Source organism: Stenotrophomonas sp. YJH_SMC_81, from assembly GCF_059370875.1.
Genome location: NZ_JCAFUB010000007.1, coordinates 113,036 through 131,317 on the forward strand (window position 1 = coordinate 113,036; position 18,282 = coordinate 131,317).

The 18,282-nt window shown below is 67.7% G+C and carries 16 protein-coding genes and 1 tRNA gene; 4 read left to right on the plus strand and 13 right to left on the minus strand.

What is annotated here, in order from left to right; all coding sequences use genetic code 11:
* Positions 1-99 precede the first annotated feature (99 nt).
* From AC5P8U_RS15105 to AC5P8U_RS15120, 4 genes are all read right to left on the minus strand, one after another.
* Positions 100-1,320, minus strand: a complete 1,221-nt coding sequence (locus tag AC5P8U_RS15105) for an RtcB family protein (RefSeq protein WP_005420260.1) — start codon at positions 1,318-1,320, stop codon at positions 100-102.
* A 56-nt stretch (positions 1,321-1,376) separates the two neighbouring features.
* Positions 1,377-2,501: a slipin family protein gene (locus AC5P8U_RS15110; protein WP_088497010.1), complete on the minus strand. Its 1,125-nt coding sequence runs from the start codon at positions 2,499-2,501 to the stop codon at positions 1,377-1,379.
* Positions 2,502-2,858: 357 nt separating this feature from the next.
* A tRNA-Gln gene (locus tag AC5P8U_RS15115) sits at positions 2,859-2,929 on the minus strand.
* A gap of 649 nt (positions 2,930-3,578) precedes the next feature.
* A complete protein-coding gene (locus AC5P8U_RS15120) occupies positions 3,579-4,535 on the minus strand; it encodes an aldo/keto reductase (protein WP_495214207.1) in 957 nt (318 codons plus the stop codon).
* 169 nt (positions 4,536-4,704) lie between these two features.
* Between AC5P8U_RS15120 and AC5P8U_RS15125 the strand changes: the two genes are divergently transcribed.
* Both AC5P8U_RS15125 and AC5P8U_RS15130 read left to right on the plus strand, forming a co-directional pair.
* Complete coding sequence (locus tag AC5P8U_RS15125; RefSeq protein WP_061478983.1) at positions 4,705-5,562, plus strand: class I SAM-dependent methyltransferase; 858 nt, start codon at positions 4,705-4,707, stop codon at positions 5,560-5,562.
* A 122-nt stretch (positions 5,563-5,684) separates the two neighbouring features.
* On the plus strand, positions 5,685-6,224 hold the full coding sequence (locus AC5P8U_RS15130) for a pseudouridine synthase (protein ID WP_188241484.1): 540 nt from the start codon (positions 5,685-5,687) through the stop codon (positions 6,222-6,224).
* Positions 6,225-6,318: 94 nt separating this feature from the next.
* Here the strand turns inward: AC5P8U_RS15130 and AC5P8U_RS15135 are convergent, their stop codons facing one another.
* Complete coding sequence (locus AC5P8U_RS15135) at positions 6,319-6,693, minus strand: hypothetical protein (protein ID WP_061478985.1); 375 nt, start codon at positions 6,691-6,693, stop codon at positions 6,319-6,321.
* A gap of 199 nt (positions 6,694-6,892) precedes the next feature.
* On the minus strand, positions 6,893-9,397 hold the full coding sequence (gene hrpB, locus AC5P8U_RS15140; RefSeq protein ID WP_438914866.1) for an ATP-dependent helicase HrpB: 2,505 nt from the start codon (positions 9,395-9,397) through the stop codon (positions 6,893-6,895).
* Between the two features lie 67 nt (positions 9,398-9,464).
* On the opposite strand from hrpB, the gene AC5P8U_RS15145 reads away from it, so the two are divergent.
* Positions 9,465-10,262, plus strand: a complete 798-nt coding sequence (locus AC5P8U_RS15145; RefSeq protein ID WP_088497037.1) for a TatD family hydrolase — start codon at positions 9,465-9,467, stop codon at positions 10,260-10,262.
* Positions 10,263-10,340: 78 nt separating this feature from the next.
* Here the strand turns inward: AC5P8U_RS15145 and AC5P8U_RS15150 are convergent, their stop codons facing one another.
* The 4 genes from AC5P8U_RS15150 to AC5P8U_RS15165 form a co-directional block, all read right to left on the minus strand.
* Complete coding sequence (locus tag AC5P8U_RS15150) at positions 10,341-11,267, minus strand: NAD-dependent epimerase/dehydratase family protein (RefSeq protein ID WP_438914867.1); 927 nt, start codon at positions 11,265-11,267, stop codon at positions 10,341-10,343.
* Positions 11,264-12,202 carry a 2-dehydropantoate 2-reductase gene (gene panE / locus AC5P8U_RS15155; RefSeq protein WP_061478988.1) on the minus strand — a complete coding sequence of 313 codons (939 nt, stop codon included), beginning with the start codon at positions 12,200-12,202 and terminating at the stop codon, positions 11,264-11,266. Before panE ends, AC5P8U_RS15150 begins: the two co-directional genes overlap by 4 nt.
* A gap of 160 nt (positions 12,203-12,362) precedes the next feature.
* The gene (locus AC5P8U_RS15160) at positions 12,363-13,154 is read right to left on the minus strand and encodes an ABC transporter permease (RefSeq protein ID WP_005420226.1); all 792 of its coding nucleotides are present in this window, start codon (positions 13,152-13,154) and stop codon (positions 12,363-12,365) included.
* Positions 13,151-14,119, minus strand: coding sequence for an ABC transporter ATP-binding protein (locus AC5P8U_RS15165; RefSeq protein WP_072168040.1), 969 nt, complete (start codon positions 14,117-14,119; stop codon positions 13,151-13,153). The genes AC5P8U_RS15160 and AC5P8U_RS15165 overlap by 4 nt, the downstream gene beginning before the upstream one ends.
* Positions 14,120-14,203: 84 nt before the next feature.
* On the opposite strand from AC5P8U_RS15165, the gene AC5P8U_RS15170 reads away from it, so the two are divergent.
* Positions 14,204-14,953 carry a ferredoxin--NADP reductase gene (locus tag AC5P8U_RS15170; RefSeq protein WP_072168039.1) on the plus strand — a complete coding sequence of 250 codons (750 nt, stop codon included), beginning with the start codon at positions 14,204-14,206 and terminating at the stop codon, positions 14,951-14,953.
* A gap of 74 nt (positions 14,954-15,027) precedes the next feature.
* Here the strand turns inward: AC5P8U_RS15170 and AC5P8U_RS15175 are convergent, their stop codons facing one another.
* The 3 genes from AC5P8U_RS15175 to AC5P8U_RS15185 form a co-directional block, all read right to left on the minus strand.
* A complete protein-coding gene (locus AC5P8U_RS15175) occupies positions 15,028-16,197 on the minus strand; it encodes a lytic polysaccharide monooxygenase (RefSeq protein WP_188241448.1) in 1,170 nt (389 codons plus the stop codon).
* Between the two features lie 175 nt (positions 16,198-16,372).
* Positions 16,373-17,542, minus strand: a complete 1,170-nt coding sequence (locus AC5P8U_RS15180; RefSeq protein ID WP_188241447.1) for a lytic polysaccharide monooxygenase — start codon at positions 17,540-17,542, stop codon at positions 16,373-16,375.
* Between the two features lie 238 nt (positions 17,543-17,780).
* Entirely contained in the window at positions 17,781-18,266 is a 486-nt protein-coding gene (locus AC5P8U_RS15185) for a DUF1203 domain-containing protein (RefSeq protein WP_061478993.1), read from the minus strand.
* Positions 18,267-18,282 lie beyond the last annotated feature (16 nt).

Sequence of the window (18,282 nt, forward strand, 5' to 3'; positions counted from 1 at the left end):
GTAGAGGCCGACCCTGGTCGGCGCCGTTCCATCCACGCATGGCGTGGATCTACTGCAATTGGGTGCGGTGGGTGCCGGCCTTGGCCGGCACCGCCCCATTTACCCCTTCACGCACAACACCTGGCGCAGGGTGTGCACCACGTCGACCAGGTCCAGCTGCGCGGCCATCACATCGTCGATCGACTTGTACGCGGCCGGTGACTCGTCCAGCACGCCGCTGTCCTTGCGGCATTCCACATGCGCGGTGGCCTCGCGGTGCTGGGCCAGCGTGATCTGCTGGCGCGCGGCGCCACGGCTCATCACCCGGCCGGCACCGTGACTGCAGCTGTGGAAGCTGTCCGCGTTGCCCTTGCCACGCACGATGTAGCTGCGCGTGCCCATGCTGCCGGGAATGATACCCAGCTCACCCTCGCGGGCACTGACGGCCCCCTTGCGCGTCACCAGCAGCTCCTGCCCGTGGTGCGTTTCCTTCTGCACGTAGTTGTGGTGGCAGTTCACTGCCATCGCCGCCAGCTGGAACTTCGGCAGCCGGTGGCGCATCTCGGCCAGCACGCGCGACATCATCGCCTCGCGGTTCTGCCGGGCGTAGTCCTGCGCCCACGACACGGCTTCGACGTAGTCATCGAACAGCGGCTCGCCTTCCATGAAGAACGCCAGGTCCTTGTCCGGCAGGTGGAAGCCGAGCACGCGCCGGGCCAGTTCCTCGCGCGCCTTCTCGATGAAGTAGGTACCGATCAGGTTGCCGGTGCCGCGCGACCCGCTGTGCAGCATCACCCACACCGTGTCGGTCTCGTCCAGGCACAGTTCGATGAAGTGGTTGCCACCACCCAGCGTCCCGAGCTGGCGGTCGAGCTTGTCGGTACGGATCCTGCGGTGCCTGTCCTTGATCTTCTCCAGGCCGGCGGCCAGCCCGGACTGCACCAGCCGGGTATGGATGCTGTCGGGCATGCGCTGATGCTCGCCGCCGCGCCCGTTGCCGACCGGGATGCTGCGCTCGATGCTGTTGCGCAGCTGCCGCAGGTCATCGGGCAGGTCGTTGGCGCGCAGCGTGGTGCGCACGGCCGCCATGCCGCAGCCGATGTCGACGCCGACCGCCGCCGGGATGATTGCACCGCGGGTCGGGATCACCGAGCCGACGGTCGCGCCCTTGCCCAGGTGCACGTCCGGCATCACCGCCACCCACGGCCCGACGAACGGGATCGCGGCGATGTTGCGCAGCTGCTCATGCGCCTGCGCCTCCAGTGGCACGCCGTTGACCCAGCCCTTGATCGGCGTGCTGCCCTCGGCATGCAGCCATTGATAATTGTGTTGAGTGTCCATGTCTTCGTGTATGTCCTTGATGGGCCGGCGGCGCGTCCCTGCGCCACCGCGACCCCCTACCTGATCGTCACCAGCTGCTTCAGCACGCCGTCCAGGCCGCCGAACACGGTGAGCGTGTCGATCTTCTCGGTGACCTTCTCCAGCGCCTCCAGCTCCTTCAAGCGCATCAGCACCGGGTTGTCCTCGATCAGCTTTGCGGTGTTGAGCTGCGAACGGGTGGCATTGGCCTCCTCGCGGCGGCGGATCACGCTGGCCTGGGCCTGCTTCTCGGCCAGCACCACGCCGTTGAGGATCTCCTTCATCTCGCCCGGCAGGATCACGTCCTTGATGCCCACGCCAAGCAGACGTACACCGTGGCCCTCGATCGCCGCCTGCACATGGGCGGCGATCTCACCGTCCAGTGCTGCCTTGTCGCCCAGCAGCTCGTCCAGGCTGCGCGCGGCAATCGCCTGGCGCAGGCCGAACTGCAGCTGCCGGTAGACAAACTCATCGGCATTGCTGAGCGTGCGGTGTGCCCGCACCGGGTCGACCACCTGCACGGTCGCGGCCAGGTTCACCCGCAGGGTCACCTTGTCGCGGCTGAGCAGCTCCTGGCCGGACACGTCCAGCGACCGCGCACGCAGCTCCACACGCTCCACCGACACGTTGCCGTTGAAGTTCCAGAACGCGTGCAGGCCGGCGTCCAGCGTCTGCCGCAGCGTGCCATCGATGAACAGCAGGCCCACCGACTCGCTCGGCACGCTGCTGATCACCGCCACACGCGGCAGCACGCCCAGCTGGCCCAGGCGCTGCTGCACGTCCGCCGGAATGCGCGGCTCGTCACCCAGCGCCATCACGCGCACCTGGGTGTCGACCGAACCGCGCCAGTACAGGCGACGGCTGCCCGGCGGCAGCACTTCATCGATGCGGCCATTGCGCAGCAACAGGCCAACTTCGCTGGCGCCGACGTTGGCCAGCACGAAGTGCGTCTCCAACTGCGCGCCCAGTGCTTCGATCAGGCTGTCCTGGTCGCTGCCGGTGTAGGCCGCGCCCTTCGATGCGGTGTGGATGTCCACCTGCGGGCGGCCGCCGAACGGCGACAGGCGGTGCACGCCCGGCAGCAGGATCTGCTGGAAACGACGGTTGCGATACACCAGGCCGCGCTCGCCGTCGCCGATCACGACCTTGATGGTCCAGAACATGGGAGTCTCTCCTTGTATGGCTCTGGTGGTTCGACCCGTTGCGGATGAATCACCATGACCCGGGTCGATCAGGTCGTGGCGAGGCCGCCTGCACACCACGTGCAGGCAGCGGAAGAGGGCGGCCATCGGCGGACGGTCCGCGCGCGGAGCCTTCGGTGCACCGGCAGTGCTGCCATCGTCGTTCCCGGCAGGCAGCACCGGGGCGGAACGTGGCTGGCAGTGACGGCGGGCCGAGGCCCGGCGTGCGGTCCGCTGCCTTCCACGCCCCCGCCCGAAGGCAGTGACCGTGGACGGCGACGATGGCCGCTGGGGCTTGCGCCCCGGGTGTTGCTTCAATTCATGACGTGACAGGTCATGTGGTTGGAGTGGGAGTCGAACCCACGACAGACGGAATCAGGATCCGTTGCTCTACCCGACTGAGCTATCCAGTGGTGAACCGCGCGGAATCGAACCGCGTACCGGCGAACCGGCGCCTGCCTCCAGCAGGCGATCCAGGCGATGGCTTGTCCGCGACCTCCGGCATACGCCACGGCAACGCCGCGCGCACCAGCCCGTGGTGGAAACGGGACCGTTGGAGAATCGAGGGTGCAGGCCACCGACATTATCGGCGAGCGATAATGTTTGGCTGCAATGCAGATAATGTCCAGGCGTTGCCGTGCACGCGGAGAAAATCCTCCGGCGCGGCAGAAAAACCTGGATCAGTGAGCGGCGGGTTGCCGCGCGGGGTGCAGTTCTGGCATCGCGGGTCCTTGTGCCGACGCAAACGAAAACGCCCCCGGGACTTGCGTTCCGAGGGCGTCGTCAGGCCTCGGAGATCGGGGTGGCCGATCTCCGCAGGGCGGGTATCAGGCCGTTGTCAGCTGGTCTTCCTTGCCGAACGCGCGCGCCGGCCGGTCCATGCGCAGGCATGGCAGCAGTTTGGCGATGGCGACGGAATGCGCGTTCAAGGGAAGTTTCCAGTGGGTGTTGAAACGAGGTGCGCACGATAAACCACGATTTAGTCGCGTGCAACCATTTTGTTGAATTATTTTCTTCGATGTACGTGTCATGCCGGCCAGCGGCCGGCACAACCGGGTCTCATGATTCGGCGCTGGCGGCATCCAGCTGCGCGACATCCTGCACGCTCAGCGATACGTTGGCTGCGGCCAGCAGGTCGTGCAGCTGTTCGACGCTGGTAGCGCTGACGATCGGCGCGGTGATCGACGGCCGCGCGATCTGCCAGGCCAGTGCGATCTGCGCAGCGCTGGCGCTGTGCTTGCTGGCTACGTCATCCAGCGCCTGCAGGATGCGCAGGCCGCGCGGGTTCAGATAGCGCTTCACCACCGTCTCGCCACGTGCCGGGCTCTTGGCTGCATCGGCCGGCGCGCGGTACTTGCCACTGAGGAAGCCACTGGCCAGCGCGTAGTAGCCGATCACGCCGATCTGCTCGCGCTGCACCAGCGGTTCCAGTTCCTTTTCGTAGCCGGCGCGGTCATACAGGTTGTACTCCGGTTGCAGGGTTTCGTAACGCGGCAACTTGTAGTCGGTGGACACCTTCAGCGCATCGGCCAGGCGCGTGGCGCTGTAGTTGGAAGCACCGATCGCACGCACCTTGCCGGCCTCGATCAGGCGGCCGAACGCGGCCAGCGTGGCTTCCAGCGGCGTCGACTCGTCATCCTCGTGGGCCTGGTACAGATCGATCACGTCGGTCTGCAGCCGGCGCAGCGAATCCTCGACCGCCGCATTGATGTTGTCCGGGGTCAGGCCGGGGCGTTCGGCCCACTTGGCCACCTTGGTCGCCAGCACCACCTTGTCGCGCTTGCCGCTGCGGGCGAACCACTTGCCGATCAGCGTTTCCGATTCCCCGCCCGAATTGCCCGGCACCCAGGCCGAGTAAACGTCGGCGGTGTCGACCAGGTTGAAGCCGGCATCGACGAAGGCATCGAGCAGGGCGAAGCTGGCCTTCTCATCGGCGCTCCAGCCGAACACGTTGCCACCGAAGGCGAGCGGACGTACATGCAGGCCGGAACGGCCCAGTTCGCGGGTTGCCGTCATGGGCACGGACTCCTTGGGGGAAGTGTTCCAGAATAGAACGCGATGTGTGACCGTGCTGCGGCGACGACCACAAAACAGTGTTCCGCGACGCGCACGCCGCTAACGTTTTGTGAACACCTGGGACGCTGCGACTGCTAGTCTCGCCGCATCTTCCGCTGGAGTCGTCCCGATGATGCCTGCTTCGTCCCTGCGTGGTTGCCGACTGCTGCTTGCTTCGGCCCTGCTTGCTGCTGTTCCCGCGTTCGCCGCACCGGCCACGGTGGCACCGGCGAAGATCGAGGTCTTGCCGGCCATCGACGCGGCGGTAAAGGCGCCCACCCGCGATGCCAACAACGTCAAGCGCGATGGCTTCCGCCATCCGGCGCAGACGCTGTCGTTCTTCAAGGTAGCGCCGGAAAAGACCGTCATCGAGATCACCCCCGGCAACGGATGGTATTCGGAAATCCTGGCGCCGCTGCTGCATGACAAGGGCCACTACGTCGCTGCGGTGGTCGATCCGATGGCGGTGCCCGAAGGCCGTGGCCGTGACTACCAGCAGCGCAGCCGCGACAGCCTGGAAAAGAAGTACGCCGGTGCACCCGCGCAGTTCGGCAAGACCGCCGTGGTCGCCTACGATCCGGCCAAGCCGGTGTTCGGCCCGGCCAATTCAGCCGACGTGGTGCTGACCTTCCGCAACGTGCACAACTGGCGCAAGGCCGGCCAGGCGCAGGGCATGTTCCAGGGCTTCTTCAACGTGCTCAAGCCGGGTGGCGTGCTGGGCGTGGTCGAGCATCGCGCCAAGACCGACGTGGCCGACGACGATGACACCGGCTATGTCGGCCAGCAGCAGGTGATCGCGATGGCCGAGGCCGCCGGTTTCAAGCTGGACGCGCGCAGCGAGGTCAACGCCAACCCGCGCGACACCAAGGACCACCCCAACGGCGTGTGGACGCTGCCCCCGACCAACCAGCACGACAAGGCCGATGATGCGAAGTACCAGGCGATCGGCGAAAGCGACCGCATGACCCTGCGTTTCATCAAGCCGTAAGGGCACGTCGCATGCCGTGCGCGCGTTGACGTGGTGGGGCCGGGCCCTTGCTCGGCTCCACAGGGACGTGGTGCGTGGCGCGGCGTGGGACAATGTCTTACCCGCCGCCCGCCGTGCCTGCAATGCTGATCGCCTTCAACAAGCCCTTCAACGTGCTCTGCCAGTTCACCGACCGCAGCGTGCCGCCGCGGCCGACCCTGGCCGGGTTCGGCCTGCCGCCGCGCGTGTATGCCGCCGGCCGCCTGGACCATGACAGCGAGGGCCTGCTGCTGCTGACCGACAACGGCACGCTGGCGCACAAGCTCACCGACCCCAGGCACAAGGCCGACAAGACCTACTGGGTGCAGGTGGAAGGCACGCCCAGTGACGAGCAGCTGCAACAGCTGCGCGACGGCGTGGTACTCAACGATGGGCCGACCCTGCCGGCGAAGATCGAGCGCCTCGATCCAGCACCGTTGCTGTGGACGCGCGATCCGCCGGTACGCTTCCGCAAGACCGTGCCGGACAGCTGGTTGGCGATCACGATCCGCGAAGGCCGCAACCGCCAGGTGCGGCGGATGACGGCGGCAGTGAACCTGCCAACGCTGCGGCTGGTGCGGGTGGCAATGGGGCCCTACCGGCTGGACGACCTGCAGCCGGGGCAGTGGCGGCAGATCGGTTGAAACAGAAAGGGCCGGATACCTCGCGGCATCCGGCCCTCATGGAGTGCCTTGGGGTCAGAGCCCTTCCTGTGAAAGGGATCCGACCCCGGCAGGCTCAGGCGTCGCTGCCGATATCGCTGTGCTCGTCCACGACGGTGTCGTTGCGGCGGTCACGCGCGCTGATGCGCTGCGCCTGCCCATTCACCACATGGCCATTGGCAGCCTTCTTCTTCTGCTGCTTGCGGTACAGCGCATAGCCGAGCAGGCCGACACCCACCGCAGCAGCGGCCACGGCCACGGCCGGATTGCGGCGCACGAACTTGGTGGCGACCTTGCCGCCGGTCTTCACTGCGCCGAGGGCGGCGCCGGTCTTGATCCAATCCGCGTTGCGCAGGCTGCCACCGGCGCTCTTCAGGCCATCGCCAGCGGTGTGGGCCAGCTCCAGGGCGCGCTCCAGAGCGCGGTCGGTGATTACGGTCAGCTTGCTCATGCGGGGGTCCTTTGCCTCGGGTCGAAGTCCAGTGTCGCGCGTTGCCCGTAAACGGTATGTCAGTCGGGGACGCACGTGGTGTGACTCTACCGCAGCCATTCAGGATCAGGCAGGGTCCCAAACCGGTAGCCGGCCGCTGGCCGGCAGTCCCGGAGCACCTTGTGGGAATGCATTGCCGGCCAGCGGCCGGCACTACCCGTCAGGTTCCACGCGGCTTGGCGCGGTGCGTGGCTGTCGCGGTCCACGGATCGTCCGGCCACGGATGGCGCGGGTAGCGCCCCTTCATTTCCTTTTTCACTTCGGCGTAGGTGCTTTCCCAGAAGTTGCGCAGGTCCTGGGTGACCTGCAGCGGGCGGCCGCCGGGGGAGAGCAGGTGCAGGGTCAGCGGCACGCGGCCATCGGCGATGCGCGGCGTGTCGGCCAGGCCGAACAGTTCCTGCAGCTTCACCGCCAGTACTGGCGGCAGCGGGTCACCACTCTCGCTGTCCAGCGCATAGGTGATCGGCCGCTCCAGTCCGGACGGCACCGTGATGCGGGTCGGCGCATGACGCTCGACCAGCTGCCGCTGCGACCACTCCAGCGGCGACTTCAGTGCCTCACCGAAGCTGGATTCGTCCAGCGCATCCAGACGGCTCTTGCCGGCAAACGCGGGTTGCAGCCACTGCGCACGGTTGGCCAGCAGCGCCGCGTCGCTGCAGTCGGGCAGGTCCAGCTCCGGCATCCAGCGCCGCAGTGACTCGACCCGCGCCTGCCACTGGCGCAGGCCCTCGGTCCACGGCAGCGCCTGCAGACCGAGCTCGGCCACCGCGTCGGTCAGTGCCTGCGCGGCGTGCTGCGGATCGACCCGGCCGGCCGAGCGGCTGTCCAGCACGATGCGGTCGAAACGGGTCTCGCGCAGTGCCACCAGGGCGCGTCGCTCGCTGTCCCAGCGCACTACGTCTTCGGTGACGAAGCGATCCGGCCACGCCTTGCGCAGCCGATCCTCGTCTACCGGCGCGGCGCGCAGCAGCAGTGCATCGCGCGCCTCGAAGCGCAGTTCGCTGGCCACCAGCCACGGCTCACCGCGCAGGTCGCTCAGCTCGTGCAGGCGCGCGCTGCGGCCATTGGCCAGCAGGTAGCGCAGAGGATCGCTGGGATGCTGGAAGCCAATCCGGTCAGGGAAGGCATGAGCGAGCAGGTCACCCAGCTCATGGGCCTCGATGCTGGCCGGCGGCGTGGCTTCGCAGCGCAGGCGGCGACGCCACTGCTTGGCGGCGGCATCGATCGCGGCCAGCCCGCTGCGGTTGGCATCGCCCGGTGTGCGGCCATTGCGGAACGCGGCCAGTGCGCGCCAGCGGGCCGCCAGCGCGTCGCCGCCCTGGCGCAACGGGTCGCGCGCCTCCAGCAGCGCGGCCAGGTCGGCAGCCAGCGCCTGGGCGCGGGCATCGGGCGCTGCCAGCAGCATCGCCGCCATCCGTGGATGCGTGCCCAGCGCCAGCACACGCCGGCCCAGTTCGGTGATCGCGCCACTGCTGGACAGGGCGCCGAGCCGCTGCAGCAGTTCGCGCGCGGCACCCATCGGGCCGGCCGGTGGCGGATCGAGGAAGCGCAGATCGCTGCTGCCCCAGGCCGCCAGCTCCAGTGCCAGTCCGGCCAGTTCCACCTGGTCGATCTCGGCGCGGCGCTGCGGTTCCAGCCGCTGCGACTGTGGCCACAGCCGCCAGGCCACGCCCTCGGCGACGCGGCCGGCGCGGCCCGCGCGCTGGTCGGCCGATGCCTGCGCGATGGCCACCACGTCCAGCCGGGTGAAGCCACTGTTGGGGTCGTAGCGCGGTTCGCGTGCCTGGCCGCTGTCGATCACCACGCGCACGCCGGGCAACGTCACCGACGACTCGGCGACGTTGGTCGCCAGCACCACGCGCCGGCGGCCATCGCTGGCCACCTGAAGTACGCGCGCCTGTTGTTCCACCGGCAGTTCACCGTGCAGCGCCAGGACCTCGACATCGCCATTGAGCGATTCCTGCAGGCCCGCCTGCACCCGCGCGATCTCGCGCTGGCCGGGCAGGAACACCAGCAGGTCACCGGGGTGCTGGGCCAGGGCCTGCTGCACCGCGCGGCGCACCTGCAGTTCCAGCGCCTCATCGCGGCGCGCCGGGAAATGGCTGATCGCCACCGGGTAGCTGCGGCCCTCGCTGCTCAGCCGCGGCGCATCGAGAAAACGTGCCAGCCGCTCGCCGTCCAGCGTGGCCGACATCACCACCAGGCGCAGGTCATCGCGCAGCTGCGCCTGCACATCCAGCGCCAGCGCCAGGCCGAGGTCGCCGCTGAGATGGCGCTCGTGGAATTCGTCGAACAGGATCGCACCGACCTCTTCCAGCATCGGGTCGTCCTGCAGCACGCGGGTCAGGATGCCTTCGGTGACGACCTCGATGCGCGTGCGCGCCGAAACCTTGTTTTCGAAGCGGATGCGGTAGCCGACCGTGCCACCGACCTCCTCGCCCAGCTGCCGCGCCATGAACAGCGCGGCGCTGCGGGCTGCGACCCGCCGTGGTTCCAGCAGGATGATCTTGCGGCCCTGCAGCCACGGTGCGTCGAGCAGTGCCAGTGGCACCTGGGTGGTCTTGCCGGCACCGGGCGGGGCCTCCAGCACCAGTCGCTGATGCGCGGCCAGATGTTGCTGGATCTGCGGCAGCAGCGGGGAAATCGGGAAGAGCGGGGCGTTCATGTGCAAAGGATAAGGGGGCACGGCGGGCGCAGGTACAATGCGCGGGCACTTTTCCCCCGCGATGACCATGCACCTGATCGATATCGGCGCCAACCTGACCCACGACTCCTTCGACCGCGACCGCGATGCCGTGCTGGACCGCGCGCGCCAGGCCGGCGTGGTGCAGATGGTCATCACCGGCGCCAGCCGCGAGCACTCGCCGCTGGCGTTGCAGCTGGCCCAGCAGCACCCCGGCTTCCTGTACGCCACCGCCGGCGTGCACCCGCACCACGCGGTGGAATACACCGAGGAATGCGATGCCGAGATGCGCGCGCTGCACGCGCATCCGGAAGTGGTGGCGGTGGGGGAGTGCGGGCTGGACTACTTCCGTGACTTCTCGCCGCGCCCGGCCCAGCACCGCGCGTTCGAGCGCCAGCTGCAGCTGGCGGCAGACAACGGCAAGCCACTGTTCCTGCACCAGCGTGATGCGCATGCCGACTTCATGGCACAGATGAAGAACTTCGAAGGTCGCATCGGTCCGGCGGTGGTGCATTGCTTCACCGGCGAACGCGGTGAGCTGTTCGATTACCTGGACCAGGATTGGTACATCGGCATCACCGGCTGGCTGTGCGACGAGCGCCGTGGCGCGCACCTGCGCGAACTGGTGAAGAACATCCCGGCCAACCGCCTGATGATCGAGACCGACGCGCCGTACCTGCTGCCGCGCACGCTGAAGCCGATGCCGAAGGACCGGCGCAACGAGCCGATGTTCCTGTCGCACATCGTGGAAGAGCTGGCACGTGACCGTGGCGAGGACGTTGCGGTGACCGCGGCCAATGCCACGGCGGCCGCCCGCGCGTTCTTCCGCCTGCCCGACGCGGGTTGATCCGTAGAGCCGAGCCCATGCTCGGCTTATCGCGCGCAGCGCGAAAGACGCAAAGAGCAGCCGAGCATGGGCTCGGCTCTACAAAGCGCTGTCCGGTAGCGCCGGGCCATGCCCGGCGAGCGAAGCGGCAAGGTCCGTCAGGCCTTCACGGTAACTCGGGAAGCGCGGCTGCCACCCCAGCGCTTCACGCGTGCCACGGCTGTCGATGCGCTTGTTGCTCTCGTAGAAGCGCCGCAGCGTCGGGCTCAGTACCGGGTCATCCCAGGCCACGGCGGGCGGCAGCGCAAACCCGCCCAGCTTCGCGGCGAAGGCCAGCACATCCTGCGGCGGCGCCGGTTCGTCGTCGCTGGGCAGGTAGAGACCCTGCCGGGCCGGGCGCCGCATTGCGGCGATGATGACGGTTGCCAGGTCATCCACGTGCAGTCGGTTGAACACCTGGCCCGGGCGAACCACGTGGCGCGCACGCCCCTGCGCCAACTGCACCAGCGCATTGCGACCCGGCCCGTACAGGCCGGGCAGGCGGAATACCGCCGAGGCGATGCCGCGTTGTCCGGCCAGTGCGCGCCACTGGGCTTCCGCGAGCAGGCGCTGCACGCCAGCCGCTTCAGTGGCGTCGGCCGCGCTGCGCTCGTCGATCCAACCGCCGGCGCGGTCGGCATACACCGAGGTCGACGACAGATAGCCGACCCAGCGCAATGCCGGGCTGGCCTGCAGCGCGGGCAGCAGCAGGCGCAGTGCCGGGTCGCCCTCCGCGTCGGGCGGCACGCTGCACAGCACGGCATCGGCCTGCGCGATCACATCGAGCAGGGCAGGCGACGGTGGCGTGTCGGCGTGCAGCTGATGCCGTGGCAGGCCATCGTCCGGCGCGAACGAGGGATCGCGCACTGTGCCGGCCACGCCTATGCCGTGCGCCTGCAGCTGCGCGGCCAGCACGCGTCCGCTCCAGCCCAGCCCGAGAATCAGTACCCGCGCGGGCAATAGGCTGGCCTGCAAGGCGGGACTCACGCGACCCGCAGTGCCTGGTAGGCCTGCAGACTGCTGTAGGCAACCTGCAGCAGCAGGGCTTCCTGATCAGCCCTGCGCGCACGCACCAGCATGTCGCCAACAATCTGTTCGGCCTCCACCTGCTGGCCGGCCTCCAGATCACGCAGCATCGAGGCCTTCAACGCCGAGCCGGCCTGGGTCAGCGTGCCGCGCGCAGTGTCCTGCGCTGCCTCCGGAACCGGTTCACCGGCGGCTTCGGCGACGGCCAGGCACTCGTCGTAAAGGCCACGTACGATCGCCTCGCCATCATCGGTGGCGACGATGGTGCCGATATCCGCACGCAGCAGGCAGGTGGCTGCGGCCAGCGCGGTCAGGAAGGTGTACTTGATCCACTGTTCCTGGCCGATACGTTCGCTGGCAAGGTGATCAAGGTTGGCCTTCGCGCAGACCGCAGCCAAGGCGCGCACGCGCGCGGAGATCGCGCCGCCGTCGCGCTCGCCGAAGGTGAGCTTGGCCGGCTTGCCCAGATGCAGCACCGCGCCATCGGGCGCCTTGGTGGCGCTGATGAAGCACAGGCCGCCGAGCACCGCGTCGCGGCCAAAGCGCATATCCAGTGCGTTGTAGTGGTGCAGACCGTTGAGGATCGGCAGCACGGTGGTGTTCGCTCCGACTGCCGGGGCGATGGCATCGATCGAACTGTCCAGGTCGTAGGCCTTGCAGCTGAGGATGACCAGATCGAAGGGCTTCTGCGCGGCCAGTGCGGGCAGTGCATCAGCCGTGACGTGCTGAACCGGGAAACGCGCATCACCCAGTGGGCTGCGGATGACCAGGCCATCATGGTCCAGCTGCGCGGCGCGCGCGGGGCGCACGAGGAAGGTCACGTCCACGCCGGCCTGGGCCAGGCGGCCACCGAAGTAACCGCCGGTACCGCCGGCGCCGAGGATCAGGATGCGCATTGCACGTTCACCGTTTTCTGGGGGGGAATCAGAACTGCGATTGTGCCGGAGATTGCAGGCAAAAAAGAGCCGAGCATAGGCTCGGCTCTACAGACTGCTGCATCCACGCATGGCGTGGATCTGGTGTTGCCGGCCAGCGGCCGGCACTACCACGCAGGTCTCAGCTGCGCATGCCCACACCACGGCGCAGCAGCCACAGGGCCAGCGCCGTCAGCACCACCACGAAACCGATCATCAGGCCGTAGGCCACCGGCAGCGGTACATCGCTGCTACCCAGCAGGCCATAGCGGAACGCGTTGACCATGTAGAAGATCGGGTTCGCGTGCGTGGCCGCTTCGGCCCAGCCCGGCAGCAGCTTCACCGAATAGAACACGCCACCCAGGTAGGTCAGCGGGGTCAGGATGAAGGTCGGCACGATCGCCACGTCATCGAACTTCTTCGCATACACCGCATTGATGAATCCGGCCAGCGAGAAGATCGTCGCGCCGAGGATCACCGTGGTCAGCATCACGATCGGATGCGGGATTCGCACCGGGGTGAAGAACATCGCGATGATCAGCACGATCACGCCGACCATCAGGCCGCGCAGCACGGCACCGGCCACGTAGCCCCACAGGATCACCCAGTTCGGCATCGGGCTGACCAGCAGTTCCTCGACGTGGCGGCCGAACTTGGCACCGAAGAACGAGGAACTGATGTTGCCGTAGCTGTTCTGGATCACGCTCATCATCACCAGGCCCGGCACGATGAACTGCATGTAGGTGTAGCCGCCCATGTCACCCACGCGCGACCCGATCAGGTTGCCGAAGATCAGGAAGTACAGGGTCATGGTGATCGCCGGCGGCACCAGGGTCTGGCCCCAGATGCGCATGATGCGGGCGACTTCGCGGCGCACGATGGTCATCAGCGCGATGCGGTTGCGCTGGCCGTCGGTCAGCTCGGTGGTGCTCATGCAGGCTTCTCCATGTTGCCGGTGAGGCGCACGAACAGCTCCTCCAGGCGGTTGCTCTTGGTACGCATCGAACGCACGCGGATACCCGCCTCGTTCAGCGTGGCGAACACGCGGTTGAGGTCCATCGCGCGTGGCATGTCGATGTCCAGCGTGTGCGGGTCCGGCGCGGTCAGCGTCGCGCCCTCGATCACCGGCAGCTGCGCCGGCAGGTCACCGTCGATGTCCAGCAGGAAGCCTTCCACGTCCAGCTTGGCCAGCAGGGTGCGCATCGGCCCCTGCTCGACGATCTGGCCATGGTTGATGATCGCCAGGTGGCGGCACAGGTACTCGGCCTCTTCCAGGTAGTGGGTGGTGAGGATGATCGTGGTGCCGGCACCGTTGATCTCCTTCAGCACGCGCCACATGTCGCGGCGGATCTCGATGTCCACGCCGGCGGTGGGTTCGTCCAGGATCAGCAGCCGCGGGCGGGTCATCATCGCGCGGGCGATCATCAGCCGGCGCTTCATGCCGCCGGACAGCGTGCGGCTCATCACCTGCGCCTTTTCCCACAGGTGCGCGCGCTTCAGTTCTTCTTCGGCGCGCTGCTCGGCTTCCTCGCGCGGCACGCCGTAGAAACCGGCGTAGTTCACCAGGATGTCGAAGGGCTTTTCGAACAGGTTGAAATTGATTTCCTGCGGCACCAGGCCGATCAGGCGCATGGTGGCGCTGCGGTTGCGCACCAGGTCGCTGCCGAACACTTCCACCTGGCCCTCGCTGAGGTTGACCAGGGAGCTGATGATGCCGATCAGGGTCGACTTGCCCGCCCCGTTGGGGCCGAGCAGGGCGAAGAAGTCGCCCGGGGCCACTTCCAGGGAAACGCCCTTCAGGGCCTGGGTGCCGTTGTCATAGGTCTTGCGCAGGTCGCGCACGCGCAGGGCGGGCGCCGTATCGTTCTGGGATGCCAAGCTCGAAGCCTTCGCGCCCATGGGCTGGCGCTGGAGAGGGGCGGGGAGGGGCTATTATAGAAGACCCCGAGGGCTTGCCCCGGCTACACACTGTCCCGAAAAGTCGTGCCTGTTCAATTCCCCCTCAAGCTGGTCGGCTGCCGCATGCTGGCCCCGACCGTCGGCCATTACCAGTTCGTGCGTGACGATGGGCAGCCGCTGGATTTCCAGCCCGGCCAGTTCATCCAGGTCCATTTCAGCTACGCCGACGGCACCGAAACCAAGCGCAGCTACTCGCTGGCGACCATCCACGACCATGCGCTGGGCCCGGGCGAGGCGGTGGACATCGCGGTCAGTTTCGTGCCCGGCGGCGCCGCTACGGCCCTGTTCGAGGCGCTGGAGCAGGGCAGCCAGATCAGTGCGTCCGGCCCCTATGGCCGGTTCTGCCTGAATCCCGGTGACCACAACGCCCGTTACCTGCTGATCGCCACCGGTACCGGTGTTACCCCGTACCGCTCCATGCTGCCGCTGCTGGAGAAGGCCATGGCCGAACGCGGCGTGCAGATCGTGCTGCTGCAGGGCGCGCGCAGCCCGGGCGAGCTGCTGTACAGCGAAGATTTCTACAGCTTCGCCGAAAAGCACGCGAACTTCCGCTATGTTCCGTGCCTGTCGCGTGAACTCCCGGCTGATCCGCACCCGGACGTACAGCACGGCTACGTGCAGCAGGCGCTGGCCGGCTTCACGCCGGACCCGGCCACCGACATCGCCTACCTGTGCGGCAACCCGGACATGGTCGATGCCTGCGCCGAGCTGCTGAAGGCCGCCGGCCTGGGCAACCCGCAGATCCGCCGCGAGAAGTACGTCAGCAGCAAGTAGGCCCGGAGGGGGCCGGCCGCTGGCCGGCAACCCCGCGAACCGGAGGCGGCACCCTGCCGCCCCCGGTGCCTGCCTCAGTACGCGATCCAGGCATCACGCCAGGCAAAGCCGGTGCCCGGGCGATAGGCATCGGCATTGATGTTGCACCACGCGCCTTCCGGGAACGGGCGGCAGGCGTACAGCTTGCCGTCGGTGCCCTTCACCACGGTCTCGCCCGGCGTGTAGCTGCCGAGGCCGGCCGGATACACGAAGTCGAAATCGCCACCCGGTGGATCGACCGGATCAACCGGGCCCGGCACCTGGGTTTCCAGCTGGAAGCGATTGCCCGGCTTCAGGTACACGCGGTTTTCGGTGGCCGATGCGACCGGCGTGATCACGCCGTTCTTCATCACACCGACGCGGGCGTGCTGCGCACTGGCATTGACCTTGCGGGCCAGCGCCAGCGGCCACTGTGCGGGAGCGGTCTGGCCGGCCGCCAGCGTGGTCTCCACGCGCTCCAGGTCATTGCCGTTGGCATTGAACACACGCAGGGTCACGGTGCTGTCCACGTCCAGTGCACCGTTGGCGGTCACGGCGCCGGCATCCTGCCACTGCGGCGGCGGAACCACGCCATCGCCGCCTTCGAAGCGCACGTCCATGCAGGTATAGAACGCCTCCTGCGAATCCGAGCGCTGCCAGGTGTTGTAGATGATGTGCTGGCCACTGCGCTTGGGCAGCGGGCAGTCCAGCTTGTAGACACCGCCTTCGGACAGCGGCGTGTTGCCCAGCGTGCAGAATTCCTGCAGGTCGGCCCAACGCAGCGGGCTGCCCGGCTGCCAGCCATCGCGGGTGACGTAGAACTTCCATTCGCGGGTGGCGTGCGGCGCCGGCGCGCGGAACTCGAAGGTGTAACGGCCACGGGCGTCGGCGCGGATCGGCGTGGTCGGCCAGTCCGTGCGGTTCAGGTCGAGCCCGCGGTACTTGGGAATGCTGGCACTGCACAGTTCGCCGTCGCGCACCAGTTCGCGATGGTTGCCATTGGCATTGCCGTGGGCAATCGCGCTCCAGTCGTAGAACGGCTGCGAACCACCGATGGCCTTGGCGGCGGCGCAGGCCGGGTTGGTCGGGTTTTCCGGATTGCCCTCGTGGCACTGCTTCACGCGGCTGAGCGGCTTGGTCATGGTGCCGTGGGCGAAGGCGCTGCCGGACAGGGCCAGGCCGGCAACGACGGACAGTGCGAGGACTGCCCGATGGGACAGGTGCATGCAGAGACTCCTTTGCGAGGTATGGGAAACCCCATGAAGTCTTCACATGCAGACAGGCCGGCAATATCGGACAAGTTTGATTTCAGTGGCTGTCGTGCCTGATCTGCAGCACGCTGCTCAAAGCACTGCGGCTCAGGCAGAAGGCGGCGCGATGCGCACCGCCTTCTACAACGGGTCAGTAGGGCACCCAAGCATCGCGCCATGCACTGCCCATACCGGGGCGATATGCCTCGGCATTGACGTTGCACCACGCCCCTTCCGGGAACGGGCGGCAGGCGTACAGCTTGCCGTCGGTGCCCTTTACCACGGTCTGGCCGGGGACGTAGCTGCCAATGCCTGCGGGGTACACGTGGTCGAAATCACCGCCCGGCGACGGCGTGCCCGCGTCCGGCACCCGGGTGTCGAGCTGGAAGCGGTTGCCGTCCTTCAGGTACACCCGGTTGTCGGTGGCCGAGGCCGCCGGCGTGATCACGCCGTTGCTGAGCACGCCCACGCGTGCGTGCTGCGCACTGGCATTGACCTTGCGTGCCAGCACCAGCGGCCACTGTGCGGCGGCAGTCTGGCCGCTGGCCAGCGTGGCTTCCACGCGTTCGACATCATTGCCGTTGGCATTGAACACGCGCAGCGCCAACGTGGTGCCTACCGGCAGCTCGCCGCGCGCGGTGACCGGGCCGGCATCCTGCCACTGCGTTGCCGGTGCCGTTCCGCCGCCGCCCTGGAAGCGCACGTCCATGCAGGTATAGAACGCCTCGGTCGAATCCGAGCGCTGCCAGGTGTTGTAGATCACATGCTGGCCGCTGCGCTGCGGCAACGTGCATTGCAGCTTGTAGGTGCCATCGGCCGACAGCGGTGTATTGCCCAGCGTGCAGAACTCCTGCAGGTCGGCCCAGCGCAGCGGGCTGCCCGGCTGCCAGCCTTCGCGGGTGACGAAGAAGCGCCAGTCACGGGTGGCGTGCGGTGCGGTCGCCTTGAACACGAAGGTGAACCTGCCATTGGCATCGGGCTGGATCGGCGTGGTCTGCCAGTCACTGCGGTTCACATCCAGCCCGCGGAAGGTCGGGTTGTTGCCGCTGCACAGCTTGCCGTCGGGTACCACGGCCTGGTGGTTGCCATTGGCATTGGCCTGGTTGATGCCGTTCCAGTCGTAGAACGCCTGCGAACCGCCGATGGCCTTGGCGGCGGCACAGGCCGGGTTGGTCGGGTTCTCGGGGTTGCCCTGGAAACAGGCGTAGACGCGGCTGACAGGCGTGGTCATGGTGCCGTGGGCGAACGCGTTGCCGGCCAGGCACAGGCCCGCAGCCACGAACGAGGTGGCCAGCAACAGCGGTGTGGATCGGAATGACATGGCGCATCCTTGTGGTCGTCGAAAGGGAACGGTGACCGCAGGCGCTGCGCTGCGCTGCGCGGCGGACTTCCGGCGGCACCACGGCGAGTATCGAGTCGCGATGCAGGCGACGGAACCATCGAAGTGCCAATCCGTGACTGCGCATGTGAAGCCCTTCCCGCAGGCTTCACGCAGGGCTGAACGGATGCGCTGTATGTCACGTGATCGGCGTGGCATCGATCACGTCATGGAGATCACGCTACGCGGTCCCGGTACCCACCCGATCTGCCTGGCATGAGAAACAGCCATGCGCCGCGTTGTGCAGCTGGACGAACGCCACCGACGGGTCGGCAAACAGTGCATCCAGATGGTCGGCCACCTCGGTGCCCGCACAGACCTGGGCACCGCACATCAGCGCGGCGTGGTCATAGGCACGCATCGAAATCATCCGGCGCTGCACATACGGGGGCACCTCGCCCGGCGTCAGCACGCAACGGGTCACGCCGCGCTGCACGAAGATCGGGCCGGCGGCGCGGTACGGCGAATGCAGCGGCAGGTGGACGTGGGACAGCAGGAGCAGCTCGCTGCCAGGCGCGGGATCGCTCAGGCTGATCCGGCAGGGATGTCCGCCGTTGGCGCCGGCCCAGCGACGCTGGATGCCGAGCGCGGCGAGCGCGCTGTCGCTCATCTCGAACAGGTGCAGGAAGGGGCGATGGTCGATGCCACCGAGGTACCACGTGTGCATGGGCGTCTCCTGGGTC